This window comes from Pseudomonas sp. SDO5215_S409 (assembly GCF_054071325.1).
Genome location: NZ_JBSVWN010000004.1, coordinates 23341 through 42967 on the forward strand (window position 1 = coordinate 23341; position 19627 = coordinate 42967).

Below are 19627 nucleotides of genomic sequence, written 5' to 3' on the forward strand. Positions count from 1 at the left end.
CAGGGATGGACTCGAACCCTTACGGAGCGCGCAATGCAGACTTTGTACCCGCAGATCAAACCCTACGCCCGGCACGATCTGGCCGTCGATGACACCCACGTCCTGTATGTCGACGAAAGCGGTTCCCCGGAAGGCTTGCCCGTGGTGTTCATTCACGGCGGCCCGGGTGCCGGGTGCGATGCCCAGAGCCGTCGCTACTTTGATCCAAGCCTGTACCGCATCGTGACGTTCGATCAGCGCGGGTGCGGGCGCTCCACCCCGCATGCCAGCCTTGAAAACAACACCACCTGGGACCTGGTCGCCGACCTCGAACGCATTCGCCAGCACCTGGGCATCGACAAATGGGTGGTGTTCGGCGGCTCCTGGGGCTCGACCCTGGCGCTGGCCTACGCACAAACCCACCCCGAGCGCGTCCATGGCCTGATCGTGCGCGGCATCTTCCTGGCGCGCCCGCAGGAAATCGAATGGTTCTACCAGGCGGGCGCCAGCCGCCTGTTCCCGGATTACTGGCAGGACTACATCGCGCCGATCCCGCAGGACGAGCGCCACGACCTGTTGGGCGCCTTTCACAAACGCCTGACCGGCACCGACCAGATTGCCCAGATGCATGCGGCCAAGGCCTGGTCGATCTGGGAAGGCCGCACCGCCACCCTGCGCCCCAACCCGTTGGTGGTGGACCGCTTCAGCGAGCCACAGCGGGCGTTGTCGATTGCGCGTATCGAGTGCCACTACTTCACCAACAATGCATTCCTTGAGCCCGACCAGCTGATTCGCGACATGCACAAGATCGCCCACTTGCCTGGCGTAATCGTGCATGGCCGCTACGATATGATCTGCCCGCTGGACAACGCCTGGGCGCTGCACCAGGCATGGCCCAACAGTGAGCTGCAGATCATCCGCGAGGCCGGGCATGCGGCCTCTGAACCCGGTATTACCGACGCCCTGGTGCGCGCGGCGAGCCAACTGGCACGGCGCCTGCTTGATTTGCCGCCTGAAGAAGCATGAAAGGGCTTTTGCAGCGGGTGCGTGGCGCCCGGGTCGAAGTCGCGGGCGAACAGGTCGGGGCCATCGAGCAGGGTTTGCTGGTGCTGGTAGCGGTCGAGCCGGGTGACACACAGGCGAGCGCCGACAAGCTGCTGCATAAGCTGCTTAACTATCGGGTGTTCAGCGATGATGAGGGCAAGATGAACCTGTCCTTGAAGGACATTGGCGGCGGTTTGCTGCTGGTGTCGCAGTTTACGCTGGCGGCGGATACGCGCAGTGGCTTGCGTCCCAGCTTCTCCAAGGCGGCACCGCCAGCCTTGGGTGAGGCGCTTTTCCATTACCTGTTGTTACAAGCGCAACAATTGCATGACAAGGTAGCGGCGGGGCGTTTTGGGGCGGACATGCAGGTCCATTTGGTCAATGATGGCCCTGTGACACTCCTGTTGCAGACCTGAATGTATTAAAAACGACTTCCAATGCCTAAAAACACCGGATTTCGCTACAAATACTTGGTTGCCCCTGATGCGTTGTCTCGCGGGCTGCTAGATAATCGCGCGCTACAGAGATCAGCGTAGTTTGGTCCGTTTTTGACTTAGGTAGAGACTTGTCCGACAGCTTTTGGGGAATCATTTAGCCCTGTGGCAGTCGGAACAATGCTCGCCAACCTGGCATATAGATAGCTGGCCGTTGGTTTTATGATCTGTTTTCGGCGAGGGTTGCTCGTGATTGTTAGTCCCATTAATGCACCAAAATTGTCTGCCAAACGGTTGCGAAACGCACTGGTAACGGGCTCCGCCCTGTTTTGCTTGTTCGGCGCGGGTCAGTTGTGGGCATTCAGTCTGGATGATGTGTCGGCCAAGGCAAAAGAGCTGGCCGGGCAGAAATACGAAGCTCCGCGCAGCAATCTGCCGAACGAATTTCGCGAAATGAAATTCGCCGACTACCAGAAAATTCGTTTCCGTAACGAAAAAGCCGAGTGGGCCGATCAGAAAACCCCGTTCAAGCTGTCCTTCTATCACCAGGGCATGCATTTCGACACGCCGGTGAAGATCAACGAAGTCACCGCCGACAGCGTGCAGGAAATCAAGTACGACCCGAGTCGTTTCGATTTCGGCGACGTCAAGTTCGACCCCAAGGCCACCGAGCAGCTCGGTTACGCCGGTTTCCGCGTCTTGTATCCGATCAACAAGGAAGACAAGCAAGACGAAATCATGACCATGCTGGGCGCGAGCTATTTCCGCGTGATCGGCAAGGACCAGGTCTACGGCCTGTCCGCCCGCGGCATGGCCATCGACACCGCGCTGCCGTCTGGCGAAGAATTCCCGCGTTTCACCGAGTTCTGGATCGAGCGTCCAAAACCGGGTGACAAGCACCTCGTGATTTTTGCCCTGCTGGACTCGCCGCGTGCCACCGGCGCTTATCGCCTGATTCTGCGCCCGGGCACCGACACCGTCGTGGACGTCAAGTCCCAGATGTTCCTGCGCGACAAGGTCAGCAAACTGGGCGTGGCCCCGCTGACCAGCATGTACCTGTTCGGCGCCAACCAGCCGTCCAAGGTCCTCAACTACCGTCGTGAACTGCATGACTCCAGTGGTTTGTCGATTCATGCCGGCAACGACGAGTGGATCTGGCGCCCGCTGAACAACCCCAAACACCTGTCGGTCAGCAACTTCTCGGTGGAAAACCCGCGTGGTTTCGGCCTGCTGCAACGTGGCCGCGACTTCAGCCACTACGAAGACCTGGACGACAACTACGACAAGCGCCCAAGCGCCTGGATCGAGCCGGACGGCGACTGGGGCAAAGGGTCGGTGGACCTCGTAGAGATCCCGACGGCTGACGAAACCAACGACAACATCGTGGCGTTCTGGAGCCCGGCCCAACTGCCCAAGCCCGGTGAACCCCTGGATGTCAGCTACCGCTTGCACTGGACCATGGACGAGGCTTCCCTGCACGGCAAGGACAGCGCCTGGGTCATGCAGACCCTGCGTTCGACTGGCGACGTGAAGCAGTCGAACCTGATCCGCCAGCCCGATGGCAGCGTGGCGTATCTGGTGGACTTCGAGGGCCCGTCCCTCAAGGCCCTGCCGACCGATGCGCCCGTGCGCAGCCAGGTCAGCGTCGGCGACAACGCCGAAGTCGTCGAGAACAGCGTGCGCTACAACCCGCACACCCAAGGCTGGCGCCTGACCCTGCGCCTGAAGATGAAGGACGCGGGCAAACCCACCGAAATGCGCGCCGCCCTGGTCCAGGACATCGTCAAGACCGAGCCCGAAAAAGTCTCTACCCAGGTACTCAAGGCAGACAAGCTCTTGGCCAAGCAGCACGAGAAACAGGCCAAGAAAGACGCCAAGGAAGCCAAGGACAAGGACGCCAAGCAGCCTGAAGCCGCTGCCCCTGCCACACCGGAGCCGGACAAGACCGAGCAGGTCCTGACCGAAACCTGGAGCTATCAGTTGCCTGCCGATGAGTAATTCACACGTTCAGCCAGAGACGCTGGCCGAGTACCTGGCCCACCTGCCGATGACCGCCGAGCAGCGCGCCGAATTGGCGGGCTGCCAGTCTTTCAGCGAACTGCACGAGCGGCTGTCTTCCAGCACGTTCGATGCGCCTGCCGACGCCGCCCAGGCGTCGGTGGGCCGCCGGTTGACGCTCAACACGGCCCAGGAACTGCAAGATGCCGAAATGCTGGCGCTCGACGCCAGCGGTCGGGTGTGCCTCAAGGCCACCCCGCCGATCCACCGCACTCGGGTGGTGCCGGAGCCGTGGCGCACCAATATCCTGGTGCGTGGCTGGCGCCGCCTGACCGGCCGCACCAACCCGCCGGCCCCGCCCAAGGACGAACGCGTCCTGCCGGCCGCGCGCTGGCGCACCGTGGGTTCGATCCGTCGCTATATCCTGCTGGTATTGATGCTCGGCCAGACCATCGTGGCGGGCTGGTACATGAAAGGCATCATGCCGTATCAGGGCTGGTCGCTCGTTTCCTTTGACGAGATCCGCAACCAGACCTTGCTGCAAACCGCCACTCAGGTACTGCCTTACGCCTTGCAAACCAGCATCCTGATCATGTTCGGGATTTTGTTCTGCTGGGTGTCCGCCGGTTTCTGGACCGCGCTGATGGGCTTTCTGGAACTGCTGACCGGTCACGATAAATACCGCATCTCCGGTAAAAGTGCCGGTAACGAGCCCATTCCAAAAGACGCGCGCACCGCCCTGGTGATGCCGATCTGCAACGAAGACGTGCCACGGGTGTTTGCCGGTTTGCGCGCCACCTTCGAGTCGGTGGCCGCCACGGGCGACCTGGACCGCTTCGACTTTTTTGTGCTCAGCGACAGTAACGACGCCGACATCTGCATCGCCGAACAGCAGGCCTGGCTCGATGTGTGCCGTGAAGCCGGGGGCTTCGGCAAGATTTTCTATCGCCGCCGCCGTCGCCGCGTCAAGCGCAAGAGCGGCAACCTCGACGACTTCTGCCGTCGCTGGGGCGGCGAATACAAATACATGGTGGTCCTCGACGCTGACAGCGTCATGAGCGGCGAATGCCTGACCAGCCTGGTGCGCCTGATGGAAGCCACGCCAGACGCCGGGATCATCCAGACCGCGCCGCGTGCCTCGGGCATGGACACGCTGTATGCGCGCATGCAGCAGTTCGCCACCCGGGTGTACGGCCCGTTGTTCACCGCCGGTCTGCACTTCTGGCAGTTGGGCGAATCCCACTACTGGGGCCACAACGCGATCATCCGCATGAAGCCGTTCATCGAGCACTGCGCCCTGGCGCCGTTGCCGGGCAAAGGCGCGTTTGCAGGTTCGATCCTGTCCCACGACTTCGTTGAAGCCGCGCTGATGCGCCGCGCCGGTTGGGGCGTGTGGATTGCCTACGACCTGCCGGGCAGCTACGAAGAGTTGCCGCCTAACCTTTTGGACGAACTCAAGCGTGACCGCCGCTGGTGCCACGGCAACCTGATGAACTTCCGCCTGTTCCTGGTCAAGGGCATGCACCCGGTGCACCGTGCGGTGTTCCTCACCGGCGTGATGTCGTACCTGTCGGCGCCGTTGTGGTTCCTGTTCCTGGTGTTGTCCACCGCGTTGCTGGCGGTGAACACCTTGATGGAGCCCCAGTACTTCATGGCGCCGCGCCAGTTGTACCCGCTGTGGCCGCAGTGGCATCCGGACAAGGCAGTGGCGCTGTTCTCCACTACCATCGTGCTGCTGTTCCTGCCTAAATTGCTCAGCATCATCCTGATCTGGGCCAAGGGCGCCAAAGAGTTCGGCGGCAAGTTCAAGGTAACGGTGTCGATGCTGCTGGAGATGCTGTTCTCCATGCTGCTGGCGCCGGTGCGCATGATCTTCCACACCCGCTTCGTGCTGGCGGCGTTCCTGGGGTGGGCGGCCACCTGGAACTCGCCCCAGCGTGACGACGACTCCACCCCCTGGAGCGAAGCGGCCAAGCGCCACGGCCCGCAAACCGTGCTGGGCTTTCTGTGGGCGCTGCTGGTGGTGTGGTTGAACCCAAGCTTCCTGTGGTGGCTGGTGCCGATCGTGGGTTCGCTGATGCTGTCTATTCCGGTGTCGGTGATCTCGAGCCGGGTCAAGCTGGGCCTCAAGTCTCGCGATGAGAGCCTGTTTTTGATCCCCGAGGAATACAACCCGCCCCAGGCGTTGCTGTCGACCGAGCAGTACACCCACGAAAACCGTTGGCATGCGCTCAATGACGGTTTTGTGCGGTCGGTGGTCGACCCGCAGCAAAACGCCCTGGCGTGCGCCTTGGCAACATCGCGTCACGGTCAGGCCGAGCCGATCGAGTGGCTGCGTACCGAGCGGGTTCGCCACGCATTGAAAGTCGGCCCGGCCGGCCTCAATAACGGCGAGCGTCTGGCCCTGCTCAGCGACCCGGTGGCCCTGGCCCGCCTGCATGAGCTGGTGTGGAGCGAGTCCCACGGCGAGTGGCTGAGTGCCTGGCGTGACTCGATCAAAGCCGACCCGCACGCGCCGTTGCTGCCCTTGCAACCGCTGATGTCCCAGGCGCAACCCGCCTGATTCCGACGCCCCCGAGCGACCTGCCCGGGGGCGTTTGAAACGCCGGTCCTACGGCGTTTTATCGGTCTTCCCCAGCCAGTTATTTGGATACAAAAGACCCGCCTTCGCGGCGTATTGGCGTGCTCGCGAGTGCGCTAGGATCGCGCCCCAATTCGCCTGGATACCCTCGGGCGCAGTCACGACATTGGGGTTTTTCATGATCAAGCGATATGGGTCGATGCTGCTGTGGGGCATCGTCGTGTTTTTGCACGGGCAGGCTGCCAGCGCGGGGGCCATCGACGAGGCGGTGCGGCGCGGCACGCTCAAAGTGGGCACCCACCCCAGTTATGTGCCGTTTGAAATGACCGACAAACGCGGGCGTATCGTCGGCTTTGAAATTGACCTGCTGCGGGAAATGAGCCGCGCATTGGGCGTACGCCTGGAACTGGTGAGCGTGCCCTACACCGAACTGATCCCAAGCCTTGCGGCCGACCGCTTCGACCTGATCGGCAGCGGCATGACCGTCACCGCGCAGCGCAACCTCAAGCTCAATTTCAGCGACGCGTTCATCATCGTCGGCCAGACCGCCATCCTGCACCCGCGCCTGGTGGGCCAGGTGAGCAGCATCGAAGACCTCAACGAATCCGGCTACCGCATCGTTGCCACCGAAGGCACCACCGGCGAAGCGGCTGCCGAGCGTTTTCTGGGCGCCGCGCAGTTGCGCAGTTTCCCCACCCCCGAAGAGGGCGTGCGTGAGGTGCTGCTGGGCAAGGCCGATGCGTTTATCCACGATGCGCCGTACAACCTGCTCGCCATGGCCCGGCCGGAGCACGAAAAGCTGCTGTTTCTGGAACAACCCTTCACCTATGAGCCCCTGGCGTTCGGCCTGAGGAAGGGTGACTACGACAGCCTCAACTGGATCAACCATTTCCTCAATCAGATCGCCCAGGACGGCACCTACGACCGGCTGCACGACAAGTGGTTTCGGGACACGGCGTGGTGGGCCGAAATGGCACCTGAGTCATAACTTCTTACATTTCAGTGGATTGACGGCGTTGCTGTCTACCAGAAGGGTTCGTTGCACCGTCGTGGGGCTTTTCTGTCATCTCCTGGCAACAATTAGGGGCGAAACCTTTGTCCCGGGCGGTGAGTGGGTTAGCATCGCACCCCGAAATGGTGCAGCCCGTTGCGCGCCAGCCTCACACCAAAATGAGTTCAGGGGACTTGATGATGAAAAAGTATCTGTCGATGCTGCTGTTGGGCGTCACCGCACTGGTGGCAGCCAATACGGCGCAGGCTGGCGCCATCGATGATGCGGTCAAGCGCGGAACGCTGAAAGTCGGCATGGACCCGACCTACATGCCGTTCGAGATGACCAACAAACGCGGCGAAATCATCGGGTTTGAAGTCGACCTGCTCAAGGCCATGGCCAAGTCCATGGGCGTCAAGCTGGAACTGGTGTCCACCGGTTACGACGGGATCATCCCGGCGTTCCTCACCGGCAAGTTCGACATGATCGGCAGCGGCATGACCCTCACCCAGGAACGCAACCTGCGCCTGAACTTCAGCGAACCCTTTATCGTGGTGGGCCAGACCCTGCTGATTCGCAAGGACCTGGAAGGCACCATCAAGTCCTACAAAGACCTGAACGACGAGCAATACCGCCTTACCTCCAAGCTGGGCACTACCGGCGAGATGGTGGCCAAAAAGCTGATCTCCAAGGCCAAGTATCACGGCTACGACAACGAGCAGGAAGGCGTGCTCGACGTGGTCAACGGCAAGGCCGACGCATTTGTGTATGACGCCCCGTACAACGTGGTCGCCGAGAAAAAAGTCGGCAACGGCAAGCTGGTGTTCCTGGACGAACCCTTCACCTACGAGCCCCTGGCGTTTGGCCTGAAAAAGGGCGACTACGACAGCATCAACTTCATCAACAACTTCCTGCACCAGATCCGCAACGACGGCACCTACGATCGCATCCATGACAAGTGGTTCAAGAGCTCCGAGTGGCTCAAGGACATGGAATAACAGCGCACACCGCGTCGGCCTCATCGCATCAAGCCCGGCTCCTCTGTGAGCGCGGGCTTGCCTGCGGTGGCGGCCTGACAGGCGACACCCCTTGCGGAACCTTAAATGAAACAGAAAAAAGCCCAATGGCCCTGGCACGTGCTCACCGTGCTGGTGCTGATCGGCGTGGCTGGCGCGTTGTATTACGCCACGTCGCTGATGTCTTATGAATGGCGCTGGAACCGTGTGCCGCAATACTTCGCCTACCAGGCGGAAACCTCCCAGCGGGCGGCGGATATCTCCACCGTGGTGGAACTGGTGCGCAATGGCGATACCGCTGAAGTCACCCTGCGCAACGAGGCGGGCGCCGAGCAGCATTTGAGCGTGGCAGACAACAGCGTGCAGGTTGCCCGCGGCGATGACCTGGCCGAGGGCGACGTGGTGGGCGTGACCCGTCACTGGGCGGCAGGGCCGCTGGTGTTTGGCTTGTGGACCACCTTGTGGCTGTCGCTGGTGTCTGGCGTGCTGGGGCTGTTGATCGGCCTGGCGACGGGGTTGTGTCGGCTGTCCAACAACCCGACCTTGCGCGATTTGTCGACGATCTACGTCGAACTGGTGCGTGGTACGCCGCTGTTGGTGCAGATCTTCATTTTCTATTTCTTTATCGGCACCGTGCTCAACCTGTCGCGGGAAATTGCCGGTATCGCCGCGCTGTCGCTGTTCACCGGCGCCTACGTGGCGGAAATCATCCGCGCGGGCGTGCAGTCCATCGCCCGTGGCCAGAACGAAGCCGCCCGCTCGCTGGGCTTGAGCGCGGGCCAGTCGATGCGCCATGTGGTGTTGCCGCAGGCGCTCAAGCGCGTGCTGCCGCCGCTGGCCGGGCAATTTATCAGCCTGGTCAAGGACACGTCCCTGGTGTCGGTGATCGCCATTACCGAACTGCTCAAGAGCGGTCGCGAGGTAATCACCACGTCGTTTTCGCCATTTGAAATCCTGTTCTGCGTCGCAGGCCTGTACCTGTTGATCAACCTGCCGCTGTCGAAAATCGCCAGCCGGCTTGAGCGGAGGCTCGCGCAAAGTGATTGAAGTCCGCGATCTGGTAAAAGTCTTCGACACCCGTGGGCAGGTGGTGCGCGCGGTGGACAACGTGAGCACCCAGGTGGCCAGGGGTGAAGTGCTGGTGGTGATCGGCCCGTCGGGCTCGGGCAAGTCCACCTTTTTGCGTTGCCTCAACGGCCTTGAAGCATTCGATTCGGGCTCGGTGAGCATCGACGGCCTGCAACTGGCCGACCCCAGGACCGACGTGAACGCCTACCGCCGCGAAGTCGGCATGGTGTTCCAGCACTTCAATCTGTTCCCGCACATGACCGTGCTGGAAAACCTCTGCCTGGCCCAAAAGGTGGTGCGCAAGCGCGGCAAGAAAGAGCGCGAAGCCAAGGCGCTGGCCTTGCTGGAAAAGGTCGGTATCGCCCAGAAGGCCCACGAATTCCCGTCGCGGCTGTCCGGCGGCCAGCAGCAGCGCGTCGCCATCGCCCGGGCGCTGGCGATGGAGCCCAAGGTGATGCTGTTTGACGAACCCACGTCGGCGCTCGACCCCGAGATGGTCGGCGAAGTGCTGGACGTGATGAAGACCCTGGCGCTGGAAGGCATGACCATGGTCTGCGTCACCCACGAGATGGGTTTTGCCCGTGAGGTGGCCGACCGGGTGCTGTTCTTCGACCATGGCAAGCTGCTGGAAGATGCCGCCCCCGCCGCGTTCTTCGACGCGCCCCAAGACCCCCGCGCCCAGGCGTTCCTGCGCCAGGTGTTGTGATCACAGCCTGAACTTGCCGACCCACGCCTGCAGGCTCACGCCCAGTCGCGCCAGTTGAAGGCTCGCCGCCGCCGTCTGCTCGGTGGCGGCGGCCGTCTGTTGTGCCACGTCGCGCACGTTCAGCACGCTGCGGTTGATCTCTTCGGCCACCGCGCTTTGTTGCTGGGCGGCCGCGGCGATCTGCGGGTTCATGTCCTGAATCACCGCCACGGTGCGCGCGATGGCTGCGAGCGCGGCGCCGACGTCGCAGCTCAGGGTCACGCTGTTGTCGGTCAGGGCGCTGCTGCTGTCCATGATGTCGACCACGTGCCGGGTGCCGCTGTGCAGCCCGGCAATCAGCGTTTCGATTTCCTCGGCCGAGGCCTGGGTGCGCAGGGCCAGGCTGCGCACTTCGTCGGCGACCACGGCAAACCCCTGGCCTGCTGGGCCTGCACGGGCGGCCTCGATGGCGGCGTTGAGGGCCAGCAAGTTGGTTTGTTGCGACACCGACTTGATCACCTCCAGCACGCCGCCGATCCTCTGGCCGTCCTGGTGAAACTGTTGCATCGCCTGGCTTGAGCGCGCCATTTCCCGGGCGAGTTGTTCGACCTGGGTAATGGCCTGCGCCACCACCCGGTCACCGAGGTGGGTCTGCTGGTCGGCTTCGGTCGCGGCCACTGCGGCGGCCTCGGCGTGGCGCGCCACCTCCAGGGCGTTGACGAGCATTTGGTCCATGGCAGTCGCGACCAGGTCGGTTTCCTCTTGTTGGTTTTTCACTCCGGTGCGGGTCTGTTCGGTCACGGCCGACAGCTGTTCGGCGGCGCTGGCGATCTCCCGGGCGTTGTCGCCAATCCCGCTGATCAACTCGCGCAGGTTGGCGCTCATCTGCGCCATGCTCCGTTGCAACTGGCCCAGCTCATCCTGGCGCCTGGCCTGCGGGCGCTGGCTCAAGTCGCCCTCGGCAATGCGGTTGGCCGTGGCCAGGGCTTCGCGCAGCGGCAGGGCAATTTGCCGGGCGATCACCCAGGCTGCCAGCGTTCCCAGCAACAAAGCGATGCTGGTCACGGCCAGCAGTAGGGTGCGCGTCTGACTGGCTTCCTGGTTGCGCTTGCGGGTCTGGCCCTGGCTCAGCTGGTCGCTGTGCGCCAGCAACTGCTCCAGCCCGGCCTGGAGCTCACTGCCCGAGGCGGCCTTGAAACCAGCGGTCAGGCGGCTGGCCTCCTGCACGTGCTTGAGGTCGTCGGGGTCTTTGAGGCGGGTGGAAAGGGTGGCCAGGTGCAGGTCGAGTTTTTCGGTGTGCAGGCTGATGTTGTCCAGGCGCTTGGGGTCGCCCAGGGCCTGGTACAGCAGGTGGTCGGCGCGCAGTTCTTCGCCGGTCACGGCCAGTTGCGACAGGGTGCTCAGGGTTTCCGAGCGGTACAGCACGGCGTTCAAGGATTGCCAGCCGGTCAGTGCAATCACCAGGCTGAGGACCAGGACCTGGCCAAAACCCAGGGCAAGCTTGAGCCGGACACTGGCGTTACCCAGCGCATGGGTGAGCCGACGAAACATAGTGAACCTCCAGCAGGTCGAAGACAGCTGGCACGCTAAAACGATTCGGCGCGCGGCGGGGGCTGTGGGGGCCTGAAAAACGTGTAGGAGATTTCACAAGTTGCGCAGGGCGACGGCTGTAATTGGCCGCCACCCGGGGGAAGGTCAAATACGGAAACGTCCGACCAACGATTGCAGGTACACCCCCAATCGCGCCAGTTCGGCGCTGGACGCGGCGGTTTCCTCGCTGGCGGCCGAGGTCTGTTCAGACACATCCCGCACATTCAACACGCTGCGGTTGATTTCTTCGGCCACCGCAGTCTGCTGCTCGGCCGCCGTGGCGATTTGCAGGTTCATCGCTTGGATCGCCGACACCGTGCGGTTGATGTTTTCCAGGGCGCTGCCAGCGCGGCGGGTCAGTTCGACGCTGCTGCCGGTGAGGGTGCGGCTGTTGTCCATGATGCCCGCCACTTGCTGGGTGCCGCTTTGCAGGCTGGCGATCAGCGCTTCGATCTCTTCGGTGGACTTCTGGGTGCGTTGGGCCAGGCTGCGGACTTCATCGGCGACCACCGCAAACCCGCGCCCGGCTTCCCCGGCACGGGCCGCCTCGATGGCGGCGTTGAGGGCCAGCAGGTTGGTTTGCTGGGCCACGGACTTGATCACGTCGAGCACGCTGCCGATCTTGTCGCTTTCGCGTTGCAGGTGGCCCATGGCCTCGGTGGAGTGCCCCACTTCGCTGGCCAGGCGTTCGATCTGCGCGATGGCTTCGCTGACCACTTTGTCGCCTTCGCGCGCTTGCTGGTCGGCGGCCACGGCGGCTTCGGAGGCTTCCTCGGCATTGCGCGCCACTTCCTGCACGGTGGCCGCCATTTCGTTCATGGCGGTGGCCACCTGGTCGGTTTCCACTTTCTGGCTGTTGACCCCGGCGCTGGTCTGTTCGGTCACGGCGGACAACTGCTCGGCGGCGCTGGCGATCTGGGTGACGCCGTCACTGATGCCGCCGATCAACTCGCGCAGGCCCACGGTCATGCTTTGCATGGCGCGTTGCAGTTGGCCGAGTTCGTCCCGGCGGGTGGAGTTGAGGTTGTGGCTCAAGTCGCCGCCCGCCACGCGTTCGGCGACCTTGAGGGTCTGGTTCAGCGGGATGACGATCTGACGGGTGATGGCCCAGGCCGCGATCACGCCAAAGAGCAGTGCAAGGCCGGTGGCCAGCAGCAGTTGGTAGCGCGCCTGCGCGGCGTCGGCGTCGCGCACGGCGGTTTGTGAGACGGTGAGCTGGTTGCTGTGTTCGAGCAGCACATCGCCTTGGGCGGCCATGGTTTTCAGGGCGGCGGCGGCAGCGGTCTGGGAGTCGCGGTACTGGCTGACAGCGGCGCGGTAGGCCTGCAACGAGGTGCCGGCCTGTTGCAGGTTGGCTTGATACTGCTCGGGCAACTGGCCTGTGAGTTCGGTGATTTTCTTCAGGGCGTTGTCGATGGCGTCCAGCGCGGGCTGCTCGGCCTCGACCTTGGCGCTGTAGGTGTAGCCGCGCACCTGGAAGCGCGCTTGCTGGACCAGCTTGCTCAGCTCGACCACGCTGTTGAACCGGGTCACGCTGTCGCCTTGCAGCAGGGATTTTTCGATCTCGTTGATTTTGTCCACCGCGTTGTCGGCGGTGTCGCCCAGTTTGCTGCGCGCGCCTTCACGCTTGAGGCCGGACTGGACCATGGCGGCAAAGGCCCGCTTGTACAGGTTCAGGGCCTCCAGTTGTTGCTCGACCAGGGCGTTGTCGGCGGGCTGTTCGATCAGGGTTTCGGCGGTTTTGAGGCCGCTGCTCAGTTGTTCGATCAGCGCGTCGACCGCGCCTGTGCCTTGCTCGCCACGGCGCATTTCAAAGTCCAGGCGGGCCAGGCGCAGGTCTTTGGTCAGTGCGTTGAGGCTGGAGAGGTAGCCCAGCTTATCGCCCCGGTTGATCACTTCGCTCAAGCCGGTCCAGCCGGTAAAGGTGATCAGCAGCGTCAGGATCAACACCAGGCTGAAACCGGTGCCCAGCTTGCGATTGACGCTGACATTTCCCAGTTTTTCGGCTAACCAACCATGCATGCTGCGAACTCCCCTGGACCAAGGCTTGGACTTATACGGAGGGTATCGGCAGGCGGGCGCGCTTCTGTAGGCCAGAGGCGCGCCCGTTGCGCTTTAAAAAAGGCGGGCGAGCAGGGCGGTGACGGCGGTTTCCACGCGCAGGATGCGCACGCCCAGTTGCACAGGCTGCAAGCCTGCGTTGGTCAGCAGGTCCACTTCATACGGAATCCAGCCACCCTCCGGGCCGATGGCCAGGGTCACCGGCTCGTCCAGCCCGCGCGGGCAGGCCGGGTAGTCGCCGGGATGGCCGATCAGGCCGAGGGTGCCGTGGGCCAGGGCGGGCAGGCGGTCTTCGACGAACGGTTTGAAGCGTTTTTCGATGATGATCTCGGGCAGCACCGTGTCGCGGGCCTGTTCCAGGCCGAGGATCAGTTGCTCGCGAATCGCCCCGGGTTGCAGGAACGGGGTTTGCCAGAAGCTTTTTTCGACCCGATAGCTGTTGAGCAGTATCACCTTGGGTACGCCCATGGCGGCCACGGTTTGCAGCACCCGGCGCAACATTTTCGGACGGGGCAGGGCCAGCAGCAGGGTCAGCGGCAGTTTGGCCGGTGGCGGCTGGTCCAGCGTCACGTGCAGCTCGGCTTCGCGGGCTTCCAGGCGCAGCAGTTGGGCGCTGCCCATCAACCCATTGATGCGGCCAACGCGCAGGCGGTCGCCCACCTCGCACTGGTGCACCTGCTGCATGTGCACCAGGCGCCGATCACGCAGCACCACCCGGTCGGCCGCGATAAAGTCGGCCTCTTCTAGCAGCAGCAGGTTCACGGCTGGGTCGCTGGTGGCTGGTCGTCGTCGGCAGGCCGGTCGTCGGGGTGCTCGCCGCGTTTGCTCACCAGGCTACCGAACAGGATGCCGATCTCGAACAACAGCCACATCGGCACGGCCAGCAGGGTCTGGGAGAAGATGTCCGGCGGGGTCAGGATCATGCCGACCACAAAGCAGCCGATGATCACGTACGGGCGGATTTTCTTCAGGTATTTGACGTCGACCACGCCGATCCACACCAGCAGCACCACGGCCACGGGGATCTCGAAGGCCACGCCAAAGGCGAAGAACAGCGTCATCACAAAATCGAGGTAGCTGGTGATGTCGGTCATCATCTCCACCCCGGCCGGGGTGGCGGCGGCGAAGAACTTGAAGATCAGCGGGAACACCAGGAAGTACGCGAACGCCATGCCGGTGTAGAACAGCAGGATGCTCGACACCAGCAGCGGCACGGCGATGCGCTTTTCGTGCTTGTACAGGCCCGGTGCGATAAAGCCCCAGATCTGGTGCAGGATCACCGGGATCGCCAGGAACAGCGACACCATCATGGTGAGCTTGAGCGGGGTGAGGAACGGCGACGACACGTCGGTGGCGATCATCGTCGCGCCCGCTGGCAGGTACTGGCGCAGCGGCGTGGAGACAAACGTGTAGATCTGCTGGGTAAAGGCGAACAACCCGGCAAAGATGATGAAAATGGCCGCGACACAACGCAGCAGGCGGGTGCGCAGCTCGGTGAGGTGCGAAACCAGCGGCATGTGCTGGTCGTTTTCCGGTTTATCAGCGCTCATGGGGCTCGCGGCGGCAATGTAGGGTCGTGGGGAGCAGGCGCCGCAGCGGGCGTCGGCGCGGGTTCTGTCGGGGCCTGGGGCGCAGGCTCCGCGGCGGCAGGCGGCGCGATGGACTGCTCCGCTACTGGCTGCGCAGGCGTGACCGGCTCGTTGGGCGTGAGCAGTTTGCGCGTCTCTTGCTCCAGCGACAGAATGTGCTCGTTGTGCAGTTGCCGACGGATCTCGTCGGCGCCAATTTCCCGTTCAACTTCCTGTTTGATGGCATTGAAGCTGCGTTTGAGGCGCCCGATCCACAGGCCCGCCGTGCGCGCGGCGCCGGGCAGGCGCTCCGGCCCCAGTACCAGCAGGGCCACGAGGCCTACGAGCAGCAGTTCAGAAAAACTGATACCAAACATTAGTCAGTACTCACGAGTCTTTGTGGTTCTGCTCTTTGACGTGCTCGGCCTGCACGTCGAAGGTGCGACGCTCGGTGATCGGCTGAGCGGCCTGAGGGTGCACGGGCTGAGCCGGTGGCACCGGGTTGGCGGCAGGGTCGGCGGGTTTTTCGTCGTCGTTCATGGCCTTGCGAAAGCCTTTGATCGACTCGCCCACGTCGGTGCCCAGGTTTTTGAGTTTCTTGGTGCCGAACACCAGGACAACCACCACCAGAATGACGATCCAGTGTTTCCAGTCAAAAATGCCCATGCTGCAATTCCTCTGTAAAAGTTATTCAGGCGGACGGGCGCGAGGCCTTTTCGGCATGCCCGGACAAGCCGAAGCGACGGTCCAGTTCATCCAGCACGGCCTGTGGATGCTGCCCCAGTTGGGCCAGCATGACCAGGCTATGGAACCACAAGTCGGCGGTTTCATAGATTACATCGCTGTAATCCCCGCTGAGTTGCGCATCCTTGGCGGCGATGATGGTTTCCACCGACTCCTCGCCCAGTTTCTCCAGAATTTTGTTCAGCCCTTTGTGATACAGGCTGGCGACGTAGGAGGTGTCGGCATCCGCACCTTTGCGGTCTTCCAGCACCTGGGCCACGCGGTTGAGGGTATCGCTCATGTCAGTGTCCTGGCGAATAGATGGCGTGCGGGTCTTTGAGCACCGGCTCCACGGTTTTCCACGCGCCGTTCTCGAACACGCGGTAAAAGCAGCTGTGGCGGCCAGTGTGGCAGGCGATGTCGCCGATCTGCTCGACCTTGAGGATGACCACATCGGCGTCGCAGTCGATGCGCATCTCGTGCAGCGTTTGTACGTGGCCGGACTCTTCACCCTTGCGCCACAGCTTGGCCCGCGAGCGCGACCAGTAAATGGCGCGGTTCTCGGCCGCAGTCAGGCTCAGCGCCTCGCGATTCATCCAGGCCATCATCAGCACGCGCCCGGTCTTGTAGTCCTGGGCAATGGCCGGCACGAGGCCGTCACTGTCCCATTTGATTTCGTCCAGCCAGTCTTTCATGTTCGACTCCGACAACCGGGCCCGGTCAGCCACGGCAATGTGTGACAGTGTATAACCGGATGGGTTATCGACGCACGATCAGATAAACACCCACGGCCACCATGATGCCAGCTGGCCAGTAAGCCAGCCCGGGCAACGGACCGCCGGTCGCCAGAATCACGCCGCCGCACAGGTGCGCGGCGCCCAGCAGGCGCAGGAACCAGTCGTCCTTGCGCCGCTGCCAGGGCGGCGGCGGGTCGTTGGCGTGGGGCTGGGACATGCGTTCCAGCAGATCGCGGGTCATGTTGGCCAGGTGCGGCAGTTGCTCGACCTGGCTGTGCAGGTTGCCCAGCAAGGTTTTGGGGCTCACGCGCTCGCGCATCCAACGTTCCAGGAACGGCTGGGCGGTGTTCCACAGGTCCAGGTCCGGGTAAAGCTGGCGGCCCAGGCCTTCGATGTTCAACAGGGTTTTTTGCAACAGCACCAGTTGCGGCTGCACTTCCATGTTGAAGCGTCGGGCGGTCTGGAACAGGCGCATCAGCACCTGGCCGAAGGAAATATCCTTTAACGGTTTTTCAAAGATCGGCTCGCAGACGGTGCGGATGGCCGCTTCGAATTCGTTGAGTTTGGTTTCGGCCGGCACCCAGCCCGAGTCGATGTGCAACTGCGCCACGCGACGGTAGTCACGCTTGAAAAAGGCGAACAGGTTGCGGGCCAGGTAGTCCTGGTCTTCGGGGGTCAGGCTGCCGACGATACCGCAGTCGATCGCGATGTATTGCGGGCTCCAGGGGCTGACCGTGCTGACAAAGATGTTGCCGGGGTGCATGTCGGCGTGGAAGAAGCTGTCGCGAAACACCTGGGTGAAGAAGATCTCGACGCCGCGCTCGGCGAGCATTTTCATGTCGGTGCGCTGGTCGGCCAGGGTGGCGAGGTCGGTGACCTGCACGCCGTAGATGCGCTCCATCACCAGCACTTTGGGGCGGCACAGGTCCCAATACACTTGGGGCACGTACAGCAGCGGCGAGCCTTCGAAGTTGCGCTTGAGCTGGCTGGCGTTGGCGGCTTCGCGCAGCAGGTCGAGTTCGTCGTAGATGGTTTTTTCGTAGTCGGCCACCACGTCCACCGGGTGCAACAGGCGCGCGTCCGCAGAGAAGCGCTCGGCGGCGCGGGCCAGGATGAACAGCCACGCCAGGTCCTGGCCGATGATCGGCTTGAGGCCGGGGCGGATCACCTTGACCACCACTTCTTCGCCGCTCTTGAGCTGCGCGGCGTGCACCTGCGCGACGGAGGCGGAGGCCAGGGGCTCGACGTCGAAGCGGCGAAACACCTCGCCGACGGTCTTGCCCAACTGTTCTTCGATCAGCTTCACCGATTGTTTGGAGTCGAACGGCGGCACGCGGTCTTGCAGCAGCATCAGCTCGTCGGCGATGTCTTCGGGCAGCAGGTCGCGGCGGGTCGAGAGGATCTGGCCGAACTTGATGAAGATCGGGCCCAGGTCCTGCAAGGCCAGGCGCAGGCGTGCGCCACGGCTCAGTTCCAGCTGTTTGCGCGGGAACCAGCGCCACGGCAGCACGTAGCGCACCGCCAGCAGGAACCATGGCAGGGGCAGGGCGAACAGCAGGTCATCGAGGCGGTAGCGAATGACGACGCGCTGGATACGGAACAGACGGCGGACGGCGAGCAGCTTCATGCGTTATCGCTTGAATCAAGGGAACGCTTGAGGCGCTCAAGGCGGGCCTCGAGGCGTTCCAGGTCGAGTTTGGCCTGGTCGATTTCACGAAAGCGCGCTTCGGCTTCGCGTTGTCCTACCAGGGTGCGCGATTCTTCGCTCAGGTATTCGGCCAGGTTCTGGTTAAGGCTGGCAAATCCCTGCTGATACCAACGGGTGCGGCTGCGCAGGTGACCGCTGATCAGTTGCGTGGCCACGGGGCCGATCCAGCGCGACAGCTCGAACTCCCAGTCCAGCTCCAGGTCTTGCAGCACGGCGGCCAGGTCCATGAGTACGCCGCTGTCGCCTTCAAGCGCCACGTCGGGGCCGTGGAGGATGGCGGTCTTGTCACGGCTCAAGGCCAGGCGCAGCAGGCTTGCACCCGGTGCCCGCAAGGTGCAGTCAGCGTCGGCGGCCCAGTTAGCCGCGAGCGTCAGGCCTTCATCGCTGGGCAGGATGAACAGCTGCAGGGCGGGGCGGGTGCAATCGACGGCAATCACTTTGCCGTTCAAGTGCGCGAGCCGCGCCAGTGCGGTGCTGTCCAGGCGCAGTACACGGTTGAGGCCGTGTTCGACGCTGGCGAGCAGGCCCTGGAGCACCATCAGGGCTTGATGCCGCGGTGCAGGGCGACGATGCCGGAGGTCATGTTGTGGTAGGTCACGCGGTCGAAACCGGCCTCGACCATCATCGACTTGAGGGTTTCCTGGTCGGGGTGCATGCGGATCGATTCGGCCAGGTAGCGGTAGCTCTCGGCGTCATTGGTGATCAGCTTGCCCATCAACGGCATGAAGGCGAACGAGTAGGTGTCGTAGACCTTGGACATCAAGGCGTTGGTGGGCTTGGAGAACTCCAGCACCAACAGGCGCCCGCCCGGCTTGAGGACGCGCAGCATGGAGCGGATCGCGTCTTCTTTGTGGGTGACGTTGCGCAGGCCAAAGGCGATGGTGACGCAGTCGAAGTGGTTATCGGGGAACGGCAGCTTTTCGGCGTCGGCCTGCACGAACTCGATATTTCCCGCCACGCCTTTGTCCAGCAGGCGGTCGCGACCGACCTTGAGCATGGAGCCGTTGATGTCGGCCAGCACCACTTGGCCGGTGGGGCCCACGAGTTTGGAGAACTTGGCCGCCAGGTCGCCCGTGCCGCCGGCGATGTCCAGCACGCGGTTGCCGACGCGCACACCCGACAGTTCGATGGTGAAACGCTTCCACAGGCGGTGCATGCCGCCGGAGAGCACGTCGTTCATCAGGTCATATTTGGCGGCTACGGAGTGGAACACCTCGGCGACTTTTTCCGCTTTCTGGCTTTCCGGGACGTTCTTGTAGCCGAAGTGAGTGGTGGGTTCGGCATCGCTGCCTTTGCGCTGATCAGTCATATCGCTCACCAAAATAGAATGGGGGCATTCTAATCCCCAAGGCATGCTTTGTCTTGGCAAGGGTGAAGGTAAGATGGGCGACCCTCCAGACCTTTTGCCGCACGCAAGGGTGTCCCGTCGTTATTAAAAGAGGAG

The 19627-nt window shown here is 62.9% G+C and carries 19 protein-coding genes; 8 read left to right on the forward strand and 11 right to left on the reverse strand.

From position 1 onward, the window contains the following. The first annotated feature begins 33 nt into the window (after positions 1-33). From pip to ACW9H9_RS03000, 8 genes are all read left to right on the forward strand, one after another. A complete protein-coding gene (pip, locus tag ACW9H9_RS02965) occupies positions 34-1005 on the forward strand; it encodes a prolyl aminopeptidase (RefSeq protein WP_457341522.1) in 972 nt (323 codons plus the stop codon). After that, positions 1002-1439, forward strand: a complete 438-nt coding sequence (gene dtd, locus ACW9H9_RS02970) for a D-aminoacyl-tRNA deacylase (protein WP_457341523.1) — start codon at positions 1002-1004, stop codon at positions 1437-1439. Before pip ends, dtd begins: the two co-directional genes overlap by 4 nt. Before the next feature lie 267 nt (positions 1440-1706). Next, positions 1707-3455, forward strand: coding sequence for a glucan biosynthesis protein G (locus tag ACW9H9_RS02975; protein WP_457341524.1), 1749 nt, complete (start codon positions 1707-1709; stop codon positions 3453-3455). Then, complete coding sequence (gene mdoH, locus ACW9H9_RS02980) at positions 3448-6018, forward strand: glucans biosynthesis glucosyltransferase MdoH (protein ID WP_457341525.1); 2571 nt, start codon at positions 3448-3450, stop codon at positions 6016-6018. The genes ACW9H9_RS02975 and mdoH overlap by 8 nt, the downstream gene beginning before the upstream one ends. 196 nt (positions 6019-6214) lie before the next feature. Then, positions 6215-7024, forward strand: coding sequence for a transporter substrate-binding domain-containing protein (locus ACW9H9_RS02985; RefSeq protein ID WP_457341526.1), 810 nt, complete (start codon positions 6215-6217; stop codon positions 7022-7024). A gap of 203 nt (positions 7025-7227) precedes the next feature. Then, positions 7228-8025 carry a transporter substrate-binding domain-containing protein gene (locus ACW9H9_RS02990; protein ID WP_457341527.1) on the forward strand — a complete coding sequence of 266 codons (798 nt, stop codon included), beginning with the start codon at positions 7228-7230 and terminating at the stop codon, positions 8023-8025. Positions 8026-8130: 105 nt separating this feature from the next. Then, positions 8131-9090 carry an amino acid ABC transporter permease gene (locus tag ACW9H9_RS02995; RefSeq protein ID WP_457341528.1) on the forward strand — a complete coding sequence of 320 codons (960 nt, stop codon included), beginning with the start codon at positions 8131-8133 and terminating at the stop codon, positions 9088-9090. Continuing rightward, positions 9083-9817 (forward strand): amino acid ABC transporter ATP-binding protein, encoded by a 735-nt coding sequence (locus ACW9H9_RS03000; protein WP_457341529.1) that lies wholly within the window; start codon positions 9083-9085, stop codon positions 9815-9817. Before ACW9H9_RS02995 ends, ACW9H9_RS03000 begins: the two co-directional genes overlap by 8 nt. Here the strand turns inward: ACW9H9_RS03000 and ACW9H9_RS03005 are convergent, their stop codons facing one another. The 11 genes from ACW9H9_RS03005 to ubiE all read right to left on the reverse strand — a co-directional run bounded on the left by ACW9H9_RS03005 (position 9818) and on the right by ubiE (position 19492). Beyond that, on the reverse strand, positions 9818-11347 hold the full coding sequence (locus ACW9H9_RS03005; protein WP_457341530.1) for a methyl-accepting chemotaxis protein: 1530 nt from the start codon (positions 11345-11347) through the stop codon (positions 9818-9820). Between the two features lie 144 nt (positions 11348-11491). Beyond that, positions 11492-13408, reverse strand: a complete 1917-nt coding sequence (locus tag ACW9H9_RS03010; protein WP_457341531.1) for a methyl-accepting chemotaxis protein — start codon at positions 13406-13408, stop codon at positions 11492-11494. Positions 13409-13501: 93 nt separating this feature from the next. Further along, a complete protein-coding gene (locus ACW9H9_RS03015) occupies positions 13502-14209 on the reverse strand; it encodes a 16S rRNA (uracil(1498)-N(3))-methyltransferase (protein ID WP_457341532.1) in 708 nt (235 codons plus the stop codon). After that, complete coding sequence (gene tatC, locus ACW9H9_RS03020) at positions 14206-14997, reverse strand: twin-arginine translocase subunit TatC (protein ID WP_457341533.1); 792 nt, start codon at positions 14995-14997, stop codon at positions 14206-14208. Before tatC ends, ACW9H9_RS03015 begins: the two co-directional genes overlap by 4 nt. Next, the gene (gene tatB, locus ACW9H9_RS03025) at positions 14994-15392 is read right to left on the reverse strand and encodes a Sec-independent protein translocase protein TatB (protein WP_457341534.1); all 399 of its coding nucleotides are present in this window, start codon (positions 15390-15392) and stop codon (positions 14994-14996) included. The genes tatC and tatB overlap by 4 nt, the downstream gene beginning before the upstream one ends. A gap of 10 nt (positions 15393-15402) precedes the next feature. After that, entirely contained in the window at positions 15403-15681 is a 279-nt protein-coding gene (locus ACW9H9_RS03030) for a twin-arginine translocase TatA/TatE family subunit (protein ID WP_457341535.1), read from the reverse strand. 25 nt (positions 15682-15706) lie between these two features. Continuing rightward, positions 15707-16039, reverse strand: coding sequence for a phosphoribosyl-ATP diphosphatase (locus tag ACW9H9_RS03035; RefSeq protein WP_457341536.1), 333 nt, complete (start codon positions 16037-16039; stop codon positions 15707-15709). 1 nt (position 16040) lies between these two features. Next, positions 16041-16433 carry a phosphoribosyl-AMP cyclohydrolase gene (hisI, locus tag ACW9H9_RS03040; protein WP_457341537.1) on the reverse strand — a complete coding sequence of 131 codons (393 nt, stop codon included), beginning with the start codon at positions 16431-16433 and terminating at the stop codon, positions 16041-16043. Positions 16434-16497: 64 nt separating this feature from the next. After that, positions 16498-18102 (reverse strand): ubiquinone biosynthesis regulatory protein kinase UbiB, encoded by a 1605-nt coding sequence (ubiB, locus tag ACW9H9_RS03045; protein ID WP_457341538.1) that lies wholly within the window; start codon positions 18100-18102, stop codon positions 16498-16500. Next, positions 18099-18722, reverse strand: coding sequence for a ubiquinone biosynthesis accessory factor UbiJ (locus ACW9H9_RS03050; RefSeq protein ID WP_457341539.1), 624 nt, complete (start codon positions 18720-18722; stop codon positions 18099-18101). The genes ubiB and ACW9H9_RS03050 overlap by 4 nt, the downstream gene beginning before the upstream one ends. After that, entirely contained in the window at positions 18722-19492 is a 771-nt protein-coding gene (ubiE, locus tag ACW9H9_RS03055) for a bifunctional demethylmenaquinone methyltransferase/2-methoxy-6-polyprenyl-1,4-benzoquinol methylase UbiE (protein WP_457341540.1), read from the reverse strand. The genes ACW9H9_RS03050 and ubiE overlap by 1 nt, the downstream gene beginning before the upstream one ends. Between the last annotated feature and the right edge of the window lie 135 nt (positions 19493-19627).